Consider the following 19,459-nt stretch of genomic DNA (forward strand, 5'->3'; position numbering starts at 1 on the left):
CGATCTGGGGGTGTTTTCAGGGTTCACCCCTGCGGAGCCCGACGGGCCCCCGGAATCGGTCGTCCGGGGGCCCGTCGGGGTGGTTCGCTAGCGGATCGGGATGAGCGCGAGTGCGCTTCCCCCACCCCGCCGGTTGGGCTCGGCGGCGAACTGGATGCGGCCGTTGCCCAAGAACTCCAGCGCGGCCACCGTGCCGATCTCCGGGTTCGGCGCGAAGGTGGTCGGCGCCAGCGTGAACTGGTGCCCCTTGGCCTCCAGCAGCGGGCGCAGCGGGGAGTCCATGAAGCCCTTCTCCGCCTCGGTCTTGGCGGCGTTGCGCTGCGAGATGCGCGGCGCGAGCACGGCCTCCGGCAGCGACTTGCCCAGGTCGAGCCGGTTCACCAGCGTCTGCAGCACGGTGGTGATGATCGTCGAGCCACCGGGCGAGCCGACCGCGAGCAGCGGCTTGCCCTGCTTGAGCACGATGGTCGGCGACATGCTGCTGCGCGGGCGCTTGCCGGCGGCGGGCGCGTTGGCGGGCAGCGGCTGACCCGCGGCGGGCGGCTCGATGTCGAAGTCGGTCAGCTCGTTGTTGAGCAGGAAGCCGCGCTTCGGCACGGTGATGCCGCTTCCGCCGGTCTGCTCGATGGTCAGCGTGTAGGACACCACGTTGCCCCAGCGGTCTGCCGCCACCAGGTGCGTGGTGGACGGGCCCTCGTAGGTCATCGGGGCGGCGGGCATCGGCGTCGCGCACGGCTGACCGGGGACGATCTTCGTCGGGTCACCGGCGACCGCGGGGTGGCCCATCGTCTTGTCCTGCTTGATGGCGCAGGCCCGCTGCCTGGCGAACTCGTCGGAGAGCAGCCCCTGCACGGGGACGTTCACGAAACCCGGGTCGCCGACCCACTTGTTGCGGTCGGCGTAGGCCAGCCGCGTGGCCTCCAGGTAGAGGTGCAGCGCCTCGGCCTCGTCCTTGGGCGTCTTGCCGGAGAGGCGGTAGTTCTCCAGGATGTTCAGCGACTCGCCGACGGTGGTGCCACCGGAGGACGGCGGGGCCATGCTGTAGACGTCGAGGCCCCGGTAGCCGATCTTGGTCGGCTTGCGCTCCTCCACCTTGTAGGCGGCGAGGTCGGCGGGCTTCATCAGGCCAGCAGGCACGGTCAGCCCGGCCGCGGGGTCCACCGGGGGCTTCTCCGCCGTCCTGGCGATGTCGCGGCCCAGTTCGCCCTTGTAGAGCCAGTCGACGCCCTTGCGGCCCAGCTGCTCGTAGGTGTCGGCCAGGTCCGGGTTCTTCAGCTTCGTGCCGACCTCGGGCAGCTTCCCGCCCGGCAGGTACAGCTCGGCGGTCGCGGGGAAGGCGCGGAAGCGCTTCTCGTTCAGCGCGGTCTGGCCGCGGAACTCCTCGTCGACGACGAAGCCCTTGCGGGCGATCTCGATCGCGGGGCGCAGGTTCTGCCTGAGGTCGAGGCGGCCCCACTTGCGCAGCGCGCGCTCCCACGTCGCCGGGGTGCCGGGCACGCCGACGGAGAGGCCGGAGGTGACGGCCTGGTCGAAGGGCAGCACCTTGCCGGTCTTGGGGTCCACGAAGGAGTTCGGGCCCATGGCGGCGGGCGCGGTCTCACGGCCGTCGATCGTGTGCACCTGCTTGGTGCGGGCGTCGTAGTAGACGAAGAAGCCGCCGCCACCGATGCCGGCCGAGTACGCCTCGGTGACACCGAGGGCGGCCGCTGCGGCGACAGCTGCGTCCACAGCCGTGCCACCCCTGGCGAGGGCTTCGATCCCCGCCTTGGTCGCATCGTGGTCGACGGTGGCCACGCCACCGCCGTAGCCGGTGGAGGTGGCGCGCTTGGCACCGCCCGGCCATCCCATCCGGTCCTCGGGTGCCGCCGTCGCTGAGACCGGCGTGAGCACACCTGCCAGCACCGGGACCACGGCGAGGACAGCCAGACCGAGCCGGGTCCGCGCAGTTCTCGGGGTTGTCATCGCCCCTTCCTACACGCGGCTCCGGCGGATGGCATCCCCTTCAGATCACGAAATGGGTACCCTGTGGCAGTGCGAAACGAGACGGCCACGCAGCGTGTCCGAAGCCGTTTCACGACTTTCTTCCTGCTCGCCGTCTACGTGACGCTGCACCTGTCCGTCTGCTGCTCTTCCGAGTCCGGCGCGCCGGCTCCCGTCGCGCACGCCTCGCACGGGCACTCGCACAACCTGCCGCCGTGCGATCCGCACGCGCACTCCTCGGACGACGTGCTGTGCACCGCGGTGCCGCGTGCGAAGGGCGAACCCCCGCCGCTGGCCGAGCTGGCCGTGGTCCTGCCCGTGCTGGGCCTCGTGACCTCACCGGTGCCCCGGCGGCGGCGGAGCAGCTCGAGCAGATCCGTCCACAGTGGACGAACACTGCTGCTGACCATCTGCGTGGCTCGGAACTGACAGTGCCACCGCCCCCTTCCCGGGGACGGCTCGCTGTCACATTCGTGCTCGGGTCGCGCTCTCGCGCGCCCGAAATCCCTTGAGGGACAACGCAGATGAACACCATCACGCAGGCCAGAACCGACCTGACCTCCGTCGTCGGCAACACCCCGGTGCTGTGGATCGACGAGCCCGGCGGCCGCGGTTTCTGGGCGAAGCTGGAGGGCAGCAACCCCGGCGGCATGAAGGACCGCCCGGCGCTGCACATGATCGGCAAGGCCAAGGAGCGCGGCGACCTCGCGCCCGGCTGCATGATCGTCGAGTCCACCAGCGGCACCCTCGGCCTCGGCCTCGCGCTGGCCGGGATCGCCTTCGACCACCCGATCACCCTGGTCACCGACCCCGGTCTGGAGCCGATCATGCACCGCCTGCTCGCCGCGCACGGCGCGCGCGTGGAGCTGGTCCGGCGGCCGCACCCCACCGGCGGCTGGCAGGAGGCGCGGCGGCTGCGCGTCGCCGAACTGCTCGCCCGCTACCCCGGCTCGTACTGCCCGGACCAGTACAACAACCCCGACAACGTGGACGGCTACGCGTCGCTGGCGCACGAGCTGATCGCGCAGCTCGGCCGGGTGGACGCGCTCGTGTGCTCGGTCGGCACCGGCGGTCACTCCGCGGGCGTGTCCCGCGAGCTGCGCAAGCACTTCCCGCACCTGCGCCTGATCGGCGTGGACACCATCGGCTCGACGATCTTCGGCCAGCCCGCGCGGCCCCGGCTGATGCGCGGGCTCGGCTCCAGCATCTACCCCCGCAACGTGGCTTACGAGCACTTCGACGAGGTGCACTGGGTCGCCCCAGCCGAGGCCGTCCTCAAGTGCCGCGAGCTCGCCGCGACCAGCTTCGCCACCGGCGGGTGGAGCGTGGGCGCGGTGTCACTGGTCGCGGGCTGGGTTGCTCGGGCTTCCGCCCCCGGCACGCGCGTGGCCGCCGTGTTCCCCGATGGGCCGCAACGGTATTACGACACCGTGTTCAACGACGAGTACTGCGAGTCCCACGGCCTGCTCGGCGCATCCGTCGCGACCGCTCCCGACGAGGTGGCCAGTCCCACCGAGCGCGAGATCCACCGCTGGACCCGCTGCGCCACCGTGACCGCTCCGGCGGGTGCGTGATGCGAGAAACCCTTGCGCAGTACCGGTCCTTCAACCGGCCCGCGCGGATGCTCGTGGTCAACCAGTTCACGATCAACGTCGCCTTCTACATGCTCATGCCGTACCTCGCCGCGCACCTGTCCGGCACGCTCGGGCTCGCGGGCTGGCTGGTCGGGCTCGTGCTCGGCGTCCGCAACCTCTCGCAGCAGGGCATGTTCCTGCTCGGCGGAGCGCTCGCCGACCGCTTCGGCTACAAGCCGCTGATCGTCGCCGGGTGCACGCTGCGCACCGGGGGCTTCGCGCTGCTCGGGCTGGTCGACTCGCTGCCCGCGCTGATCATCGCCTCATTCGCCACCGGCTTCGCCGGCGCGCTGTTCAACCCCGCCGTCCGCGCCTACCTCGCCGCCGACGCGGGCGAGCGCCGGGTGGAGGCGTTCGCGCTGTTCAACGTCTTCTACCAGGCGGGAATCCTGGTCGGGCCGCTGCTCGGGCTCGCGCTGACCGGCCTGGATTTTCGGCTCACCTGCCTCGTCGCCGCCGCGGTGTTCTTGGGGTTGACCATCGCCCAGGTCGGGGCCCTGCCCACGCACGAGGCGGCGAGCGCGGACCGCGTCTCCTCGTGGCGCACCGTGCTGCGGAACCGGCAGTTCCTGGCGTTCTCCGCCGCGATGATCGGCTCCTACGTGCTGTCGTTCCAGGTCTACCTGCTGCTGCCACTGCACGTGCGGAAGGTCAGCGGGAGCGAGCTGGGCGGCACGATCGGCGTCGGCGCGCTGTTCGCGATCTCCGCTGTCGTGGCGATCGTCGGCCAGGTCCGGATCACCGCGTGGTGCAAGCGAAAACTGTCACCCGGCCGCTGCCTCGTGCTCGGCATCGGCCTGATGACGGCGGCGTTCGCGGTCCTGCTCGGCGCATCGCTGCTCGGCGTCGACCACGCGGGCTCTCCCGTCGCGCTCATCCCCGCCTTGCTGGCCGCTGCGGTCCTGACGGCGGGCACGATGGTCGGCTACCCGTTCGAGATGGACACGATCGTCTCGCTGTCGGGCAACCGCCAGGTCGCCACGCACTACGGCCTGTACAACACCATCTCCGGCATCGGGATCACCGTGGGCAACCTGCTCACCGGCGCCGCGCTCGACCTCGCTGAGGAGATCGGGGCGCCCTACCTGCCCTGGTTGGCGCTCATGCTGACCGGCGCCGTGTGCACGCTCGCGGTCCACCTGCTCGACCGCTCTCGCGGACTGCAACCCGCCTGAGCTCAGTCCCGGACGATCCGCACCGCCACCGCGCCGACCCCTGCGAGAGCCAGCAGGGCGAGGCCGATGGCGAGTGCGGGCGCCGGGGCTCCGCGCACGGGGCTCTCCGGCGGAGAGGCCAGCATCGCGCCGCCGGAGACCGCGCTGTCACCGGCGTAGTACGGGTCGGCCGCCGCCGAGCTCGGCTCGGCGGTCCTGGCCGTGGGCAGCGAGGGCGAAGAGATCTGGCAGTCCTCCGGCACGAGGCCGAGCGCCACGACGATGCCGCAGTCCGGGGCCTGCTCAGCGACCGCCGCGTGCTCAACGGCGAGGACGAGCGCGCACGCGACCAGCACTCCACCGAGAAACCGCACGCCAACCCTCCTCACATGTGACCGGACACCTGGTTTGTCCGATTGCGAACCGAATTCGTTACCGGCGGCCATCCGGGTGAAGCTCGTCCTGCGGAGACGCCGACCGTCTCCCACCATGGGAGCGAGCCCACGGGGAGGCGCGCCATGGACAGCACACCGATCACGATCAACTACGTTCCCGACGGTGACGACTGGACCATCACGGTCAACGCGGGCGAGGAGAGCACGACGGCGCACGCCCCCGGCCTGATCGCGGCACGGGACAGCGCCGACCAGATCGTCGAGAAGATCGTCACCGGCAAGAAGCAGCGCACCGTCGTGCACCTGCTCGACGGCGACGCCTTCGCCTTCACCACCGCCTACCTGCACGCCCGCCACGGCATGACCACCGGGCAGCAGCAACCCCCGGCGTCCGAGGCCGAACCCGAGGAGTCCGCCAGCGCGGCGGGGTGAGCACGGGGCTTCCCCGAGCGACCTAGGATTGGCGCGCGGGCACACGGGCCGCATCCGGTCGCAGGGGAGGCATGGTGGCCACAGCGCCCCAGTCGGAACAGCCCAGAACAGTCCAGCGGGGCAGGCCCCGCGACGCCACCAGGGACGACGCGCTGCGCCAGGCGACGCTGGAGGTCATGGCCGAGGTCGGCTACCGCGCGCTCACCATGGACGCCGTCGCCGCGCGGGCCAGGGCCGGTAAGGCCACCATCTACCGCCGCTGGGAGTCCAAGCTCGAACTGGTCATCGACACCTGCCAGGAGCTGGTCAGCCGCAACATCCCGCAGCCGGAGACCGGCGCCGTCGCCGACGACCTGCGCGAGTTCCTGTCCACCTACGCCACGCTGCTCACCGGCCCCGTCGGCAAGGCCGCGCAGGCCCTGGTCGGCGAACTGCCGCACGAACCCGAGCTCGCGGAGGCGTTCCGCGCGGGCTTCCTGAGCTCACAGCGGAGAATCCTGCGCAGGATTCTGGAGGCGGGCACCGCGCGCGGCGAGATCCGCGAGGACGCGCCGCACGGCATCGTCGTCGAACTGGCCGGTGCGGCGCTCACCCACCGGCTGATGCTGATCGGTGAGCCCGCTGATCCGACCTACATCGACCGGCTGGTCGACGAGGCCCTGATGCCCCTGCTGCGCTGATCCGCACTGGACCGCGCTGAACCGCCTAGCGGAACAGCTTGCGCACGAGGGTCAGCACCACAAGCACGCCCAGCCCGATCAGCGGAAGCTTGATCTTGGGGTCGTCCAGCTTGTGGCGCACGGCGTCCGATCCGCTCTCCACGAACCGCTTCGGGTGCGCGCGCACACTCAGCTGGTCCAACGTGGTGGCGAGCGCGTCTCGCGCCTGCTCGATCTCGCGCTCAATGGTGTCCGGGTCGCGGGCCACGGCTCCTCCTCGCTCACGACACACTCCGGCCCAACACGGTAGTCAGCACCGCGCGCATGCCGGACACCGGCACGCCGAAAGTCGGCAAACAGCGTTCCGAAGCTGCCCGCGACGCCCTCCGGCAGGGCCGATAGGCTGTGCTCCGCAGGGGGCCGTAGCCCAATTGGCAGAGGCACACGGTTTAGGTCCGTGCCAGTGTGGGTTCGAGTCCCACCGGCCCCACGCTCAGGCGCCCCGTGTCCGCGGAAGCGCGGACCGGGTCGCGTGGCGTGATGTCGGGGGACCGAGTCCCCCAAACCCCCTACGGCGCGAGCTTCTGCCGATCCAGCACGGTCGGTCGAGAAGTGACCATCACACGTGGTCTCGACATATCTGGTCCGCCAGCACAGGCGCTCCGGCCTGGCCGAAAGAATCATTCAGTTGACCACGCGAAATGATCGCGCTGGGACAGATCTGGGACCGGCTTCTCAGCCCCACTACCCGCTGTCTCACCTCCTCACGCGCAACCAGGCACCACCGCCGGACGTCTTGACGGGTGCCGTCTCCCGCAGGACAAGCGTCAGACGGTGATCCGACCAACGTGGGGAGATCGAGCGCATGACGACATCGACCGTGTCCGCCGCAGGGGTCACACCCCGCAAAGCTCAACGGGCACCTGTCATGGCCACCTCGCCCTCATTCCTCATCGCGTGAACGGCGACCGCGCCACCCGAGCAACGTGGCGAATCGACGTGAGCCGCCTGCCCGAGGACGTCGTGGACCTCATCGACGCCCTCAAGCCCGGTGAGGACGTGGCCCTCATCCGAGACGGCAGCCCGATCGCGACGATCACCAGCACCCGCGGCGCGCTGGAGGACGCCCTCGCCGAGCCCGGTTCGCCGAACGAGGCGGCCGACCCTCAGCTGACGGACTACGACGACGTCACCATCGTGGCAACGGCGATGAAGTTGTCGGCCGCCGCCCGAGCGTCGCTGTCCGCCGAACTCGGCGCGGACTACATCGTCCTGGACATGCACAAGGCCCCGACGACCGCCGAGGTCCTGCTCGTGCCGCCGATCAGCCCGCAGTTGATCGGAAGCCTCCAGGCGAGGTTCCCGAAGGCCCGCGTCATCATCGCCGAGATCGAGGACGACGTCCTCGGCGTCAGCTACGAAGGCCCGGTCCGCCGCCTCCTCGACGCGGGCGCCGAGACCTACCTGAGCTCAACCACGGTGCCGCGCCTGGCCAAACAACTCGACCACGCCATCACCCACCGCCACCAGATCACCGGCGACACCGGCGGACGCCTGGGAATCGAACCCTCCCAGGTCCGCCTGCTCTCAGAGTGAACGCTCTGCGGGTGGTCCTCCTCTCTGTGGTTCGGTTCAGCGGTCAGCGGAGCTGTTCGCGTTCCAGGGTGAGCCGAGCGCGATCCGCAGCGGCGTGCCCAGCGGCCCAGCCGGTGGCGTCGCGCACGGTGAAGTCCCGGGCTTTCAGTTGCGGGAACAGCTCGTCAACGGTGTTGTCGACGGCCTGCTCGCGCGCGGCGAACACGGGGACGAGCGCGCGGGACACCGAGTCGTCCAGTTCGGTGACCGTGTGCAGCCGCTCGCCGATCCGAACGCCGTACGAGATCAGGAAGGACTGGCGGTACGAGCGCGTTTTCGCCTGCCCGGTCCGCTTTCCTTCCGCCAGCATCGCCCTGTTAGCCTGCACCAGCAACGAGGTCGCCAGCAGTTCGGTGGAGTCCAGGTCGAACTCGTCGCCGACCACCGTGAGGTACCCCGGTTTCTCGGCGAGCACCGAACGACATCGGTTGGCACCGGCAACCGCTGAGACCAGGTGTCCTTTCTCCGCCACGTAGGGACTGTCCAGCCAGATCCGGCGCACCGCGACCGCGGGTGGCGCCTGTTCCTCGACCTCAACCGCGGCGCGGTCCAACGCGTAGCGGTTCATCAGTTCCTGCGCCTTGGCCGACAACGCCTCGGCCTCGTCGGGAAAGTCGGTGGACTCGGCCTTGGCGAGCAGACCTCGAACGCGCGAAAGCACCTTCTCGTCAACGCCGGAGCGCGCCCGGGACGCGTCCTGGGCACTACCGGGCGGAGGCACGCTCGGTGTGGTCGCGGGCGTGAAGGCGAGATCGCCGAGCACGGCCGCGGCCGCGGTGAGCGCGGTCGCCTCGTCGTGTCCATGTCGCCGCGCCCACTGGCTCAGCAACGGTTCTGACCGCTCCCACCACACGGTGGCCCCGATCTCAGCCAGCTGGCTCCGCCACCGCGGGTGCACCGTGGCCACAGCGTGCCGGGAGTTCTCTGCCGCGACGACGTCGACCAGCAGTGACGCGGCCTCACGTCCTGCCCTGCGCCGGACGAACTGGAACGCGTCGACCGGCAACCATCCGCGTCGCCACAGGTGGCCGACCTCGTCCAGCAACATCCGATCCACCGCCAGGTGCACGTCACGAACGCCGACCCGCGAGCTGTGGACGACCAGATCGTCGATGAGACCCGCCGCCGCGTCCGGCCCGTGCATCAGGTGCACCTGCGCCGCCGCGCGCACAGCCGAGCGCACCGAACGAAACCACTCTTCAGCACTCGCCTGCTCGTTCATGAACACGTCAGGACCGTCCGAGTCCCGACTCGGCGGGATCGGTCCGTCGTGCCTGCGCGCTCGCTGCTCCGCCTTGGCAGCGCGCTTCTCTCGGGTGCGCTTGCCCATTGATCAGTCCTTCAGCATGGAGTTGGGCCTCCGTTCGGTCTCCGAGTGTGTCGAAGGCTGTCCGCGACCTTCGACCGACCGGCGGAACCAGCTGTGTGATCCGTGCACAGCGGTCCGCCTCAGCCAGTCTGGGCCGGTACAGCAGCGAGGCGCACTGAGGTTTTCTTCAATCTTTCGCTGTGGTTCTCATCTCTGGTTCGGATGGTTTTCCTCAGCGACTTCCCGGCCCGGGCTTCCTAGCGTCGTAGGTGTGATCGACGAAGTCATGAACCTGGCGACCAGCACCGAACCCGGCGGCATCACCGGCTGGGCCATCGGGCTGATGGAAGCGTTGGGCGGGCCCGGAGCGGGGCTCGCCATCGCCTTGGAAAACCTGTTCCCCCCTCTCCCCAGCGAGGTGATCCTGCCGTTGGCGGGCTTCACCGCGAGCAAGGGAAGTCTCAGCCTCGTGGGCGCGATCCTGTGGACCACGCTCGGCTCCGTCGTCGGCGCGCTGGTCCTCTACGCGGTCGGCGCGCTGCTCGGCAGGGAGCGCACCCGCGCCATCGCGGCGAAACTCCCCCTCGTGAAGGTCGCGGACATCGACCGCACCGAGGCGTGGTTCGCCCGGCACGGGGTGAAGGCCGTGTTCTTCGGCAGGATGATCCCGATCTTCCGCAGCTTCATCTCCGTACCCGCTGGCGTGGAACGGATGCGGATGTCGACCTTCCTGTTCTTCACCACCCTGGGAAGCCTGGTGTGGAACACCGCCTTCGTGCTGGCGGGCTACACACTGGGCGAGAACTGGGGACTGGTGGAGCAGTACGCGGGCGTGCTGTCGAAGGGTGTGGCCGCGGCGGTCGTCCTGGTGGTGATCTGGTTCGTGGTGACGCGAGTGTCGAAGCGCAGGCGGGTTCAGGAACCGAGATAGCGCAGGACCGCGAGCACGCGACGGCTGTACCCCGTGGTGTGCGAGAGGTCCAGCTTCTCGAAGATCGCGTTGACGTGCTTCTCCACGGCGCTCCGGGACACGTGGATCTGCTCGGCGATGGTGTTGTTGGTGTGTCCCTGCGCCATCCTGTCGAGCACATCGCGTTCCCGGATCGTCAAGCTCGCCAACGGGTCGACGTGGCGGGTCCGGGACAGCAACTGCCGGACCACCTCGGGATCGAAGGCGGCTCCCCCCTCGGCGACCCGTTGCAGCGCGTCGAGGAACTCGCCGACCTGCACCACCCGGTCCTTCAGCAGGTACCCGACGCCTTCGGAGTCGGTGCTGAGCAGTTCGGTCGCGTACCGCTTCTCCACGTACTGCGACAGCACCAGAACGCCCACCCCGGGCCAGGTGCGGCGGATCTCCAGGGCGGCGCGCAGGCCCTCGTCCGTGTGCGTCGGTGGCATGCGGACGTCCACGACGACCACGTCCGGTTGCCGCTGGCGCACCTGGGCGAGCAGTTCGGTCGCGTCACCGACCGCGGCCAGCACCTCGTGGCCCTCCTCGGCCAGCAGACGAACTAGACCTTCCCGCAACAGCGCCGAGTCCTCGGCGAGGATCACGCGCACGGCAGCATCACCCGCAGCTCCGTCGGCCCGCCCTCGGGACTGCTCAGCACGAACTCGCCGTCGAGCGCGGCGACCCGACCGGCGAGGCCGCTCAGCCCGCGTCCGGCCGGATCGGCACCCCCACACCCGTCGTCTCTGACCATGACCACGATCTCTTCCCCAACTCGTCCGACGTGAACCCCGACACTGGAGGCACCCGAATGCTTCACCGCATTGGTCACCGCCTCGAACACGACGAAGTACACGACCGCCTCCACCGACGGGACCAGGCGTTCCTCAAGCAGGTAGCGCAGCCGCACCGGGACCTCGGAGCGCTCGGCGAGCGCCGCGAGGACTTCGGCGAGGCCCAGGTCGTCGAGTGCGCTCGGGTACACCCGCCACGCCACCTCGCGCAGGTCGGTCAACGCCTGCTGCGACTCCTCGTGCGCCTGGCGCAGCAACTCCTGCGCGTTGTCGGGGTCCGTCCCTCTGCGCACCCGGCCCAGCAGCATGCCGAGCGCGACGAGTCGCTGCTGGATGCCGTCGTGAAGGTCACGCTCGATCCTGCGGCGCTCGTCGTTGACGGCCTTGACCATTTCGGCCCTGCTCACCGAGAGCTGGGTGACCCTGCGCTCCAGCACCTCGATCGCGCTCGGCCCGAGCAGTTGGCGCAGCAACCAGCGTTCGACCGCCACCTGGGCGAAGGTGAAGAGGGCCGTGGCGTACAGGCCGATCAGGCCGATGCCCGTCAACGCGATCATGTAGGCGACGGTGCGAGCGTCGTCCGGGTCGGCCTGGACGGCCCAGCCCTGCGTGCCCTCCAGCGGCGAGCCGGGTGGAACGTAGAGGTACACCAGCAGAAAGCTGACGCCGTACCAGATCCCGACGAGGACGACCAAGCCTCCGAGCAGGCCGATCGGGGCGCGAGCGGCGAGGTAGCGCACCGCGCGGCGTCCATCGTTGTCCCGTCCCGGTTCGGCGCCGCACCACCGCACGAGGCGTCGGCGTTCCCAGCGAACCAGCGCACACGCCCGGTAACGCACCATTCCGGTGGACGATCGGCGCAGTGCCGGCCAGATCAGGCCGGGCGCGGACATCAGGCCCGCCCACAGCAGGAAAACCAGGTCCACCAACGCCATCGGCAGCCCGAGCAACACTCCGAGGGTGACCGATCCCCACCCGCGAACGCCCTCGGGCGTTGTCCTCCGCCCGGCCAGATCAGCCCCCACAGGGCGAGGCTAACCGAGCCCGGGGTCCCCTGCTTCTCCGGCGGTGAGGCCGTGCCGGTACGCGTAGCGGACCGCGTCCGCGCGGTTGCGAGCGCCGATTTTCGCGAACGCGTTGTTGATGTGCGTCTTCACGGTGGTCTCGCCGATGTAGAGCTTCTTCGCGATCTCGCCGTTGCCGAGCCCCGCAGCGATCAGGGCGAGCACCTCGGTCTCTCGCGGTGTCAGTCCGTCCGCGGGCCGCCGGAGCGCTGCGGCCTCGGTGTCACCGGCGAAGGCGGCGACCAAGCGCTGGGAGATCGCTGTGTCAAAAGTGGACTGTCCGGCGGTGACCGAGCGAAGTGCGGCTGCGATCTCGGCGCGACCGGCGTCCTTGGTCAGGTAGCCGCGCGCGCCCGCGCTCAGGGCAGAAGCGATCGATTCGTCGTCGTCGTAGGTCGTGAGCACCAGCACGGCGACCTCCGGATGCCGTTCCACGATGAGGCGCGTTGCCTCCGCACCGCTCATGACCGGCATGCGCAGGTCCATCAGCACGACGTCCGCGGCCACCTCGTCGAGCAGGTCCACTGCCTGGCGGCCGTTGCTCGCGGCGCCGACCACCTCGACCTCGGGAAGGAGGTCCAGCAACGCCACCAGACCCTCGCGCATGACCTGCTGATCGTCGGTGACGATCACGCGGATCGGCTCGTTCACCCCGGGACCTCCACAGTCACCAGCCAACCACCGTCCTCGGTCGGCGCAGTGGTGAGACTGCCACCGACAAGGGCGACCCGCTCACGCATCCCGGTGAGGCCGTAGCCCGCCGCCTCCACGGCGGTGGTCGGGACTCGCTCCGAGGGTGCGTTGCGGACCTCGACGTGAACGCCCGCGTCGTTGTACCTCAAGGTGATCGTGACGGGTGCGCCTGGAGCGTGCTTGGCCGCGTTGGTCAGTGCCTCGCGCACGGTGCCCAGCAGGCACACCGTGGCGGCAGAGGAGAATGGGCGCGGTTCTCCCTCGGATGCCATCGCGACGTCCACGCCGTGGTCCGAACGGTGTGCTTCGGCGAGCGAGGTCATCGCCTCGGCGAGAGGCACCACGTCGGCGCGAAGGGCGGCGACCGCACGACGGGCTTCGGCAAGGCCTTCGGCCGCCAACCGGCGCGATCGGCGGACCCGCTGCACAGCTCCGTCGACGTCGCCCTTGTCGGTCAGCAGGACTTCGGCCACTTCCAGCTGAACTCCAAGGGCGCCAAGGGAATGCGCGAGGACGTCATGCAACTCCCTCGCGATGCGGGTGCGCTCGTCCAGTGCGGCGGCGCGAGCCTGTTCCCGTTGGGCCAAGCGGGTCTGCTCCAGCAGCTGGCGGGAATGCGCGGCCTGCATCTGGTGGTGACGCGGGTGCAGTCCGAGCAAGGTGACGAACACGCACAGGGCCACGGCGCCGAACGCCAGGCTCGGTGGCCGGTCGAGAAGGAGGCAGCTGGCGGTCGCGGCCACGGCGTCCAGCGCGGTGGTCGTCCCGATCACCACGACGGTCGCGCTCGGCAGCATGGCCACTCGCCCGAGCACCACCGCCATCATGATCATCGCGGTGCCGTCCGCGCTCGCCCCGACGACGAGCGCGGGCAACAACGACGCGAGCACCACCAACCCCAGGGAGGTGCGCGGCAAGCGAGACGCCGACAGCAGCCAGAGGACCCAGCACGCGAGGCTCGCCAGATAGACCAGCAGCAGCCAGGTCGGGGCCGGAACCGCCGTGACGACCGTGGCGGTCAGTGCCACCGTGCCCAGCACCTGGACGACGAGCCAGCTGGGCGCGAGCCGGTCGGCCGCCCGAGTTCCGGCCATTCCCGTTCCCTCCCGGCCTGCGGTCTGTGAAGAACTGGTCAGTGAGGGCGCGAATCGTCGAGGCGGTTGAGCACCACCTTGGCCACCGTGCCCTTGAGCCCAGTCTCCTGGCTCCTGCGCTGGAGCACCGGCCCGACGACGTTCTTCGCCTGTCCGAGCAGTCCCAGTTTCTTCAGCGCCACCAGGAGGACGATGCCCAGGATCACCAGTCCGACGACGACCGCCGCGATGATTCCCACCCGCAGCAGGTAGAACTCCATGACGTGTTCCACGTTCTCCCCTTTCTCCGATGAGGGGAACGCTAGGTCGGCGACCAGGGGTGACTGGACCTCCCGAGGGTGGAGACGCGGGTGGAGATCGTCGGTGGCGGGTTCTCCACCGCAGACGGCGCCAGCACCTCGAACCCGGCGTCGACGCGGATGATCTGGCCGGTCACCGCGGCGAAACCGTCATCGAGGACGAGTCCGACCACTCGGGCGATGTCGTCCGGCTCCATCACGCGACGGAGCACCGACCTGCTCGCGAGGTGTTCGCGGTAGACCGGGGACAGCACGTCGGCGGTGGCCGCGGTGGCGACGGCCGCGGGTGCGACGGCGTTCACCGTGATGCCCGCTCGTCCCGCGTCGGCGGCGACGTTGCGCATCAACGCCTCCAGCGCGGTCTTGGCCGTGCCGTGAGCGAGCAGCGCGGGCGCGGCCTTCCCGGTGACGCTGCTGGAGATGTACACGATCCGACCGCGACCGCGGTCCTTCATCGAGGGGAGCACCTGCTGGGTGATGTGGAAGGCACAGGCCAGTTCTCCGCCGACCTTGTCCAGGAACACCTGCCACGGCAACGACTGGATGTCCACGAACGGCGGTTGGATGTTGGCGTTGCACACCAACGCGTCGATCCGGCCGGTGGCGCCGAGCACCGTCTCGACCATGGCGCTCACCTGGTCGCCGTCCCGGACGTCGGCCGCGATCGCCTGGGCGGAGCCGCCGGCGTCGGTGATGGCGCGCACGGTGGCCTCCGCCGACTCGGCGTCGCTGCGGTAGTTGACCACCACGTGGTGGCCGCGGGAACCGAGGTCGCGGGCGATGGCGGACCCGATCCCCCGGCTGGCGCCGGTGACCAGGGCGACCGGGCGGGAGTCGGTCATGCGGTTCCTCCGGTCTGGTGCGGTGCAGATCAGTTCGGGCCGGCGCCGTTGAGGTAGGCGAGCACGGCGAGGACGCGACGGTTGTCGTCGTCGGAGGGCGCGAGGCCGAGCTTGGTGAAGATGCTCGCGGTGTGCTTGCCGATGGCGCCCTCGCTGATGAACAACCGCTGCGCGATGGCGGCGTTGGAGCGGCCCTCAGCCATCTGCTCCAGCACCTCCCGCTCGCGCTCGGTCAGTTTGCCGAGCGGTTCGTCACGAGCGTTGCTGGCCAACAACTTCGAGATGACCTCGGGGTCCATCACCGTGCCACCACCGGCCACGCGGCGGACGGCGTCGACGAACTGCTCGGCGTTGAACACGCGGTCCTTCAACAGGTAGCCGATGGCGCCCGTGCCGTCGGCGAGCAGCTCCCTTGCGTAGAGCTGCTCCACGTGCTGGGACAGCACGAGCACCGGCAGGCCGGGTACCTCGCGGCGGGCGGACAGCGCCGCTTGGAGGCCTTCGTCGGTGAAGGTCGGTGGGAGCCGGACGTCGACGACGGCGACGTCCGGCCGGTGCTCGGTGAGCGCGTGCTGGAGCTCGGGACCGCTCTCCACCGCCGCCACGATCTCGAAACCGTGCGCCTGCAACAGGTGCGTCAGGCCGTCTCGGAGGAGGTAGAGGTCTTCGGCGAGGACAACGCGCACGGCAACTCCATGATCACCTTGGTCGGCCCGCCCACCGGGCTGTCGACGGTGAACGTACCGTCGAAGGTCGCGAACCTGCGTTCGATGCCGCGCAGGCCGCTGCCGCTGGCCGGGTCCGCGCCGCCGCGCCCGTCGTCGGTGGCGACGATCCGCAGGCGTTCGCCGTCGTGCTCCAGGTGGATCGCGAGGCGGGTGGCCTCTGCGTGCTTGGTGGCGTTGGCCAGCACCTCGGAGACGCCGAAGTAGGCGGCGGACTCCACGGGGGCTTCGGGCCGTCCGGGGAGTTCGCCGGTGACCTCGACGCCGAGCGCGCTGTCCAGGCCGAGAGCGCGGACGGCGTCGACGAGGCCGCGTTCGGCGAGCACCGGCGGGTGGATGCCGCGCACGAGGTCGCGGAGTTCCCGCAGGGCGACCGAGGACGCCTCGCGGACCTGGGCGACGAGTGCCTTGGCCGCGGCGGGGTCGCGGTCGATGAGCACCTCGGCGGCACCGAGCTTCAGGCCCATCGCGACCAGGCGGGCCTGGGCACCGTCGTGCAGGTCGCGTTCGATGCGGCGCAGTTCGGCAGCCTGGGCGTCGGAGGCATCGGCGCGGGACTCGGTCAGGGTCTGCACGCGCTTGGCGAGCAGGGCCGACTTGGTGGGCGCGAGCAGGTACTTGTTCCACTTGGCGTAGATCAGCAGCAGCCGTGGCGTGATGACGAACGCGAGCACGGTCAGCAGCACACCGAACACGAGCTCGAAGAAGCCGGGCAGCAGGCCGAGCAGAGTCGACTTCGGCAGCAGCAGGTCGGCGAGGGTGTAGCCGGGTTCCGGTGTCTTGTCGAAGAAGTAGGCGAGCAGCGGCTCCCAGAACCACGGGAGCACCCAGCCGAAGGTGCCGATGCACGCCAGGACGGCGGGGAGGAACGGCAGCAGGCTCACGAAGGTGTTCAGCAGCATCCACGCGAGGTCGCGCCACGTGGCCCGGTCGGTCATCACCCACTTCCACCGCTCGTGCCGGATCACCGGGCCCGCGGTGCGGTAGAGGTGACGCGCGGCCTGGTACTTGCCGTCCGGGCGGGGCCGGGGCAGCGGGGGCTCGGCCAGGTAGGGGTCCGGGATCTCCGCGCCGAGCAGTTCCTTCACCCGGGCGCGGGCCATGTTGGGCAGCGTGCGGCTGGCTTCGACTAGGGGCGGCCACACGAGGGGCTGCATCCCGGTGAACTGGCTGACGACGAGCACGATGAGGTTCGCCAGGAACAGCAGGAAACCCAGCACGCCGAACGCCGCGACGGCGGCGCCGTAGCCGATGGTGCGCAGTCGATCTCCGAGCCACACGCGTGGCCGGGACCTGGCGCCGCGCTCGCGCCGCACCCGGAGCAGCAGGCGGTTCCACCTGCACTGCGCGGTCACCAGGTGTGGCGCGGAGAGCACGCCGAGCACCATGAGCGGCAGGCCGATCAGCGGGGCGAGGCCCAGGGGAACGCCCGCGTACCAAGCGATTCCGAACGGCTGCCACGGTGCGATGAGGCCGAACAGGCCGTAGCCGAGCGCGGCGACGGGCAGCAGGCCGAGCACGGTGCCGACGATGCCGTTGGCCAGCATCCACAGGTGGTCGCGCCAGGTCGCGGGGTCCTCGCCGATCCAGGTGAACCGCTTCTGGTAGTTCGGCCACCACCCGTGCTTGAACAGCTGGTCGCCGTCGCGGTACCACCCGTCCGCCTCGGGTCGCACGGGTTCCGGTGCTGGGCGGTACGGATCTGGAATGTCCACTGTGGACCACCGGCCGGTGAGGCGGCGCGCGAACCTCGGCAGGAAACGGGTTCCCTCCACAACGGGCATGTGCGTGAAGACCAGGCCGACGAAGACCGGGGCGAGCGCGACGATCAGCAGCAGCCCCGCGAGCAGTCCCGCCAGCGCGAGCCCCGCGAAGGCGACGCCCCGCGCCATCGCGACGAAGTACCTGCGCACCATGGCCTGCTCCTGACAACTCGGTCGAACGACTGCGACAACGACGCGCTCAGTCTGCGGTGCCGCACCGGGGCGACGCATTCCGCCGAGGGCCACGAAGGGGGTGGTGCTAGGCCCACCCCCACTCGGGACTCAGACGGATTCTGGCCGGCCCCCCGCGTCCCTAGCGTTTTCCCCGTCACCGCAGCACAGTCGGAAAGGCGGGCGAGATGCCGGTCATCGAGGTCACCAACCTGCACAAGCGCTACCCCGGCAAGATCGCCGTGCACGACGTCTCCTTCAGCGTCGACGAGGGCGAGATCTTCGGGATCCTCGGCCCGAACGGGGCGGGCAAGACCACCACCGTGGAGTCCGTGATCGGGTTGCGCAAGCCCGACGGCGGCACGATCTCCGTGCTGGGCATGGACCCGGTCCGCGACCGCGACCAGGTCCGCACCCGGGTCGGCGTGCAGCTCCAGCAGAGCGAGCTGCCGGAGCGGATGCGGGTGCGCGAGGCGCTGGCGCTCTACAGCTCCTTCTACCCCGATCCGCTCGACTGGCGGGAGCTGGCCGACCAGCTGGGCATCGCGGACAAGCTCGGCACCGAGTTCCGCAAGCTCTCCGGCGGCCAGAAGCAGCGGTTGTCCATCGCGCTCGCGCTGGTCGGCAACCCCGAGGTGGCCGTGCTCGACGAGCTGACCACCGGGCTCGACCCGCAGGCCCGCAGGGACACCTGGGAGGTCGTGCAGCGGGTGCGCGACCGCGGCGTCACCGTCCTGCTGGTCACGCACTTCATGGAGGAGGCCGAGTTCCTCTGCGACCGGCTCTCGCTCATCGATGACGGGCGCGTTGTCGCCACCGACAGCCCCACCGGGCTCATCGCGCGGGTGGACAGCGGAACGCGGCTGCGCTTCCGGGTCACCGGACCGTTCGACACCGCAGTGCTGACCGCCCTGCCGGGCGTGACCGAAGTGCGCAGGACCGGCCCCCAGGTGCAGGTCTCGGGCACCGGGGAGCTGCTGTCGCACGTCACCGCGGCGCTGGCGGCGGCCGGGATCACCCCGGCGGACATGCGCACCGAGCACACAACCCTCGACGACGCCTTCTTGGCGCTGACCGGCCGCCAGCTGGCCAGCTGAGACACAGGAGACATGACGATGAACCGCCTTGCCCGCATCACCGCCGCCGAACTCCGGCTCTTCCTGCGGGAACCGATGACCGTCGTGTTCGGCATCGCGCTGCCGCCGCTGCTGCTGGTGATCTTCGGATCGATCCCGTCCTTCGCCGCGCCCGACCCGGACCTGGGCGGCGAGCGCTTCATCGAGGTGTACGCACCCGCGCTGATCGCCACCTCGCTGGCGATGCTGGCGCTCAGCTCGCTGCCGACGATCCTGGCTTCCTACCGGGAGAAGGGCGTGCTGCGCAGGCTGGCCACCACGCCGGTGCGGCCCGGTTTCCTGTTGACCGCGCAGGTGGTCACGCACCTGCTGATGGCGCTGCTGTCGGTCGCGCTGCTGCTGGCCATCGGGGCGATCTGGTTCGACCTGGCGCTGCCCGCGAACGCGCTCGGTTTCGTGCTCGCGCTGGTGCTGGCCACGACCGCTGTGTTCGCGATCGGCCTGCTCATCGCCGCGCTCGCCACGTCGGGCCGTTTGGCGTCGGGGATCGGCTCGCTGCTGTTCTTCCCGGTGGCCTTCCTCGCCGGGCTGTGGACGCCTGGCCCGACCATGCCGGAGTTCCTGCGCAACATCGCTTCGTTCAGCCCGCTCGGTGCGGGCAGCCAGGCGATCAAGGCGGCTTGGGCGGGTGGCTGGCCGCAGCCGCTGCACCTGCTGGTGATGGTGGGCTTCACCGCGATCGCGGGGTTCGCGGCGGCGCGCTGGTTCCGCTGGGAGTAACACCGGACCGG

At 70.2% G+C, this 19,459-nt stretch carries 21 protein-coding genes and 1 tRNA gene; 10 read left to right on the top strand and 12 right to left on the bottom strand.

Features of this window, described 5'->3' with window-relative positions; translation table 11 throughout:
• Nucleotides 1-87: 87 nt before the first annotated feature.
• Nucleotides 88-1,962, bottom strand: coding sequence for a gamma-glutamyltransferase (ggt, locus tag CCN37_RS11430; protein WP_210407972.1), 1,875 nt, complete (start codon nucleotides 1,960-1,962; stop codon nucleotides 88-90).
• A gap of 69 nt (nucleotides 1,963-2,031) precedes the next feature.
• Here ggt and CCN37_RS11435 point away from each other — a divergent pair, with 69 nt between their 5' ends.
• From CCN37_RS11435 to CCN37_RS11445, 3 genes are all read left to right on the top strand, one after another.
• Nucleotides 2,032-2,409 (top strand): hypothetical protein, encoded by a 378-nt coding sequence (locus CCN37_RS11435; RefSeq protein WP_086820714.1) that lies wholly within the window; start codon nucleotides 2,032-2,034, stop codon nucleotides 2,407-2,409.
• Between the two features lie 95 nt (nucleotides 2,410-2,504).
• The gene (locus CCN37_RS11440) at nucleotides 2,505-3,554 is read left to right on the top strand and encodes a PLP-dependent cysteine synthase family protein (RefSeq protein WP_086820715.1); all 1,050 of its coding nucleotides are present in this window, start codon (nucleotides 2,505-2,507) and stop codon (nucleotides 3,552-3,554) included.
• Nucleotides 3,554-4,789 carry an MFS transporter gene (locus CCN37_RS11445; RefSeq protein ID WP_086820775.1) on the top strand — a complete coding sequence of 412 codons (1,236 nt, stop codon included), beginning with the start codon at nucleotides 3,554-3,556 and terminating at the stop codon, nucleotides 4,787-4,789. Before CCN37_RS11440 ends, CCN37_RS11445 begins: the two co-directional genes overlap by 1 nt.
• Before the next feature lie 2 nt (nucleotides 4,790-4,791).
• Here CCN37_RS11445 and CCN37_RS11450 read toward each other — a convergent pair whose 3' ends face one another.
• Complete coding sequence (locus CCN37_RS11450) at nucleotides 4,792-5,142, bottom strand: hypothetical protein (RefSeq protein WP_143261559.1); 351 nt, start codon at nucleotides 5,140-5,142, stop codon at nucleotides 4,792-4,794.
• 144 nt (nucleotides 5,143-5,286) lie between these two features.
• Between CCN37_RS11450 and CCN37_RS11455 the strand changes: the two genes are divergently transcribed.
• Together CCN37_RS11455 and CCN37_RS11460 are read left to right on the top strand one after the other, a co-directional pair.
• On the top strand, nucleotides 5,287-5,595 hold the full coding sequence (locus CCN37_RS11455; protein ID WP_210407973.1) for a hypothetical protein: 309 nt from the start codon (nucleotides 5,287-5,289) through the stop codon (nucleotides 5,593-5,595).
• A 71-nt stretch (nucleotides 5,596-5,666) separates the two neighbouring features.
• Nucleotides 5,667-6,275 carry a TetR/AcrR family transcriptional regulator gene (locus CCN37_RS11460; RefSeq protein ID WP_086820717.1) on the top strand — a complete coding sequence of 203 codons (609 nt, stop codon included), beginning with the start codon at nucleotides 5,667-5,669 and terminating at the stop codon, nucleotides 6,273-6,275.
• Between the two features lie 25 nt (nucleotides 6,276-6,300).
• On the opposite strand, the gene CCN37_RS11465 is transcribed toward CCN37_RS11460, so the two are convergent.
• On the bottom strand, nucleotides 6,301-6,522 hold the full coding sequence (locus tag CCN37_RS11465) for a DUF3618 domain-containing protein (RefSeq protein ID WP_030426645.1): 222 nt from the start codon (nucleotides 6,520-6,522) through the stop codon (nucleotides 6,301-6,303).
• Nucleotides 6,523-6,670: 148 nt separating this feature from the next.
• Between CCN37_RS11465 and CCN37_RS11470 the strand changes: the two genes are divergently transcribed.
• Both CCN37_RS11470 and CCN37_RS11475 read left to right on the top strand, forming a co-directional pair.
• A tRNA-Leu gene (locus CCN37_RS11470) sits at nucleotides 6,671-6,744 on the top strand.
• Between the two features lie 509 nt (nucleotides 6,745-7,253).
• On the top strand, nucleotides 7,254-7,850 hold the full coding sequence (locus CCN37_RS11475) for a hypothetical protein (RefSeq protein ID WP_246842952.1): 597 nt from the start codon (nucleotides 7,254-7,256) through the stop codon (nucleotides 7,848-7,850).
• A gap of 43 nt (nucleotides 7,851-7,893) precedes the next feature.
• Here the strand turns inward: CCN37_RS11475 and CCN37_RS41430 are convergent, their stop codons facing one another.
• A complete protein-coding gene (locus CCN37_RS41430) occupies nucleotides 7,894-9,219 on the bottom strand; it encodes a DUF2786 domain-containing protein (protein ID WP_086820719.1) in 1,326 nt (441 codons plus the stop codon).
• Between the two features lie 265 nt (nucleotides 9,220-9,484).
• Here CCN37_RS41430 and CCN37_RS11485 point away from each other — a divergent pair, with 265 nt between their 5' ends.
• A complete protein-coding gene (locus CCN37_RS11485) occupies nucleotides 9,485-10,129 on the top strand; it encodes a DedA family protein (RefSeq protein WP_086820777.1) in 645 nt (214 codons plus the stop codon).
• Here the strand turns inward: CCN37_RS11485 and CCN37_RS11490 are convergent.
• From CCN37_RS11490 to CCN37_RS11525, 8 genes are read right to left on the bottom strand one after another with little or no spacing between them, the layout of a single operon-like run.
• Nucleotides 10,114-10,758 carry a response regulator transcription factor gene (locus CCN37_RS11490; protein ID WP_168200626.1) on the bottom strand — a complete coding sequence of 215 codons (645 nt, stop codon included), beginning with the start codon at nucleotides 10,756-10,758 and terminating at the stop codon, nucleotides 10,114-10,116. The genes CCN37_RS11485 and CCN37_RS11490 overlap by 16 nt on opposite strands.
• Nucleotides 10,749-11,966: a sensor histidine kinase gene (locus tag CCN37_RS11495; RefSeq protein WP_246842953.1), complete on the bottom strand. Its 1,218-nt coding sequence runs from the start codon at nucleotides 11,964-11,966 to the stop codon at nucleotides 10,749-10,751. The genes CCN37_RS11490 and CCN37_RS11495 overlap by 10 nt, the downstream gene beginning before the upstream one ends.
• A 9-nt stretch (nucleotides 11,967-11,975) precedes the next feature.
• The gene (locus CCN37_RS11500) at nucleotides 11,976-12,656 is read right to left on the bottom strand and encodes a response regulator transcription factor (RefSeq protein ID WP_086820720.1); all 681 of its coding nucleotides are present in this window, start codon (nucleotides 12,654-12,656) and stop codon (nucleotides 11,976-11,978) included.
• On the bottom strand, nucleotides 12,653-13,792 hold the full coding sequence (locus CCN37_RS11505; RefSeq protein WP_086820721.1) for a sensor histidine kinase: 1,140 nt from the start codon (nucleotides 13,790-13,792) through the stop codon (nucleotides 12,653-12,655). Before CCN37_RS11505 ends, CCN37_RS11500 begins: the two co-directional genes overlap by 4 nt.
• Nucleotides 13,793-13,830: 38 nt before the next feature.
• On the bottom strand, nucleotides 13,831-14,064 hold the full coding sequence (locus tag CCN37_RS11510; RefSeq protein WP_143261560.1) for a hypothetical protein: 234 nt from the start codon (nucleotides 14,062-14,064) through the stop codon (nucleotides 13,831-13,833).
• Between the two features lie 29 nt (nucleotides 14,065-14,093).
• Nucleotides 14,094-14,933 carry an SDR family oxidoreductase gene (locus CCN37_RS11515; RefSeq protein WP_086820723.1) on the bottom strand — a complete coding sequence of 280 codons (840 nt, stop codon included), beginning with the start codon at nucleotides 14,931-14,933 and terminating at the stop codon, nucleotides 14,094-14,096.
• A 29-nt stretch (nucleotides 14,934-14,962) separates the two neighbouring features.
• Nucleotides 14,963-15,619: a response regulator transcription factor gene (locus CCN37_RS11520; RefSeq protein WP_086820724.1), complete on the bottom strand. Its 657-nt coding sequence runs from the start codon at nucleotides 15,617-15,619 to the stop codon at nucleotides 14,963-14,965.
• Nucleotides 15,571-17,574 carry a sensor histidine kinase gene (locus CCN37_RS11525; RefSeq protein ID WP_168200627.1) on the bottom strand — a complete coding sequence of 668 codons (2,004 nt, stop codon included), beginning with the start codon at nucleotides 17,572-17,574 and terminating at the stop codon, nucleotides 15,571-15,573. Before CCN37_RS11525 ends, CCN37_RS11520 begins: the two co-directional genes overlap by 49 nt.
• A 206-nt stretch (nucleotides 17,575-17,780) precedes the next feature.
• On the opposite strand from CCN37_RS11525, the gene CCN37_RS11530 reads away from it, so the two are divergent.
• Both CCN37_RS11530 and CCN37_RS11535 read left to right on the top strand, forming a co-directional pair.
• Entirely contained in the window at nucleotides 17,781-18,689 is a 909-nt protein-coding gene (locus CCN37_RS11530) for an ABC transporter ATP-binding protein (RefSeq protein WP_086820726.1), read from the top strand.
• Nucleotides 18,690-18,707: 18 nt separating this feature from the next.
• On the top strand, nucleotides 18,708-19,448 hold the full coding sequence (locus tag CCN37_RS11535; RefSeq protein WP_086820779.1) for an ABC transporter permease: 741 nt from the start codon (nucleotides 18,708-18,710) through the stop codon (nucleotides 19,446-19,448).
• The last annotated feature ends 11 nt before the right edge of the window (nucleotides 19,449-19,459 follow it).

Origin of the sequence: Allokutzneria sp. NRRL B-24872 (assembly GCF_002155965.1) — a bacterium.
GTDB lineage: Bacteria > Actinomycetota > Actinomycetes > Mycobacteriales > Pseudonocardiaceae > Allokutzneria.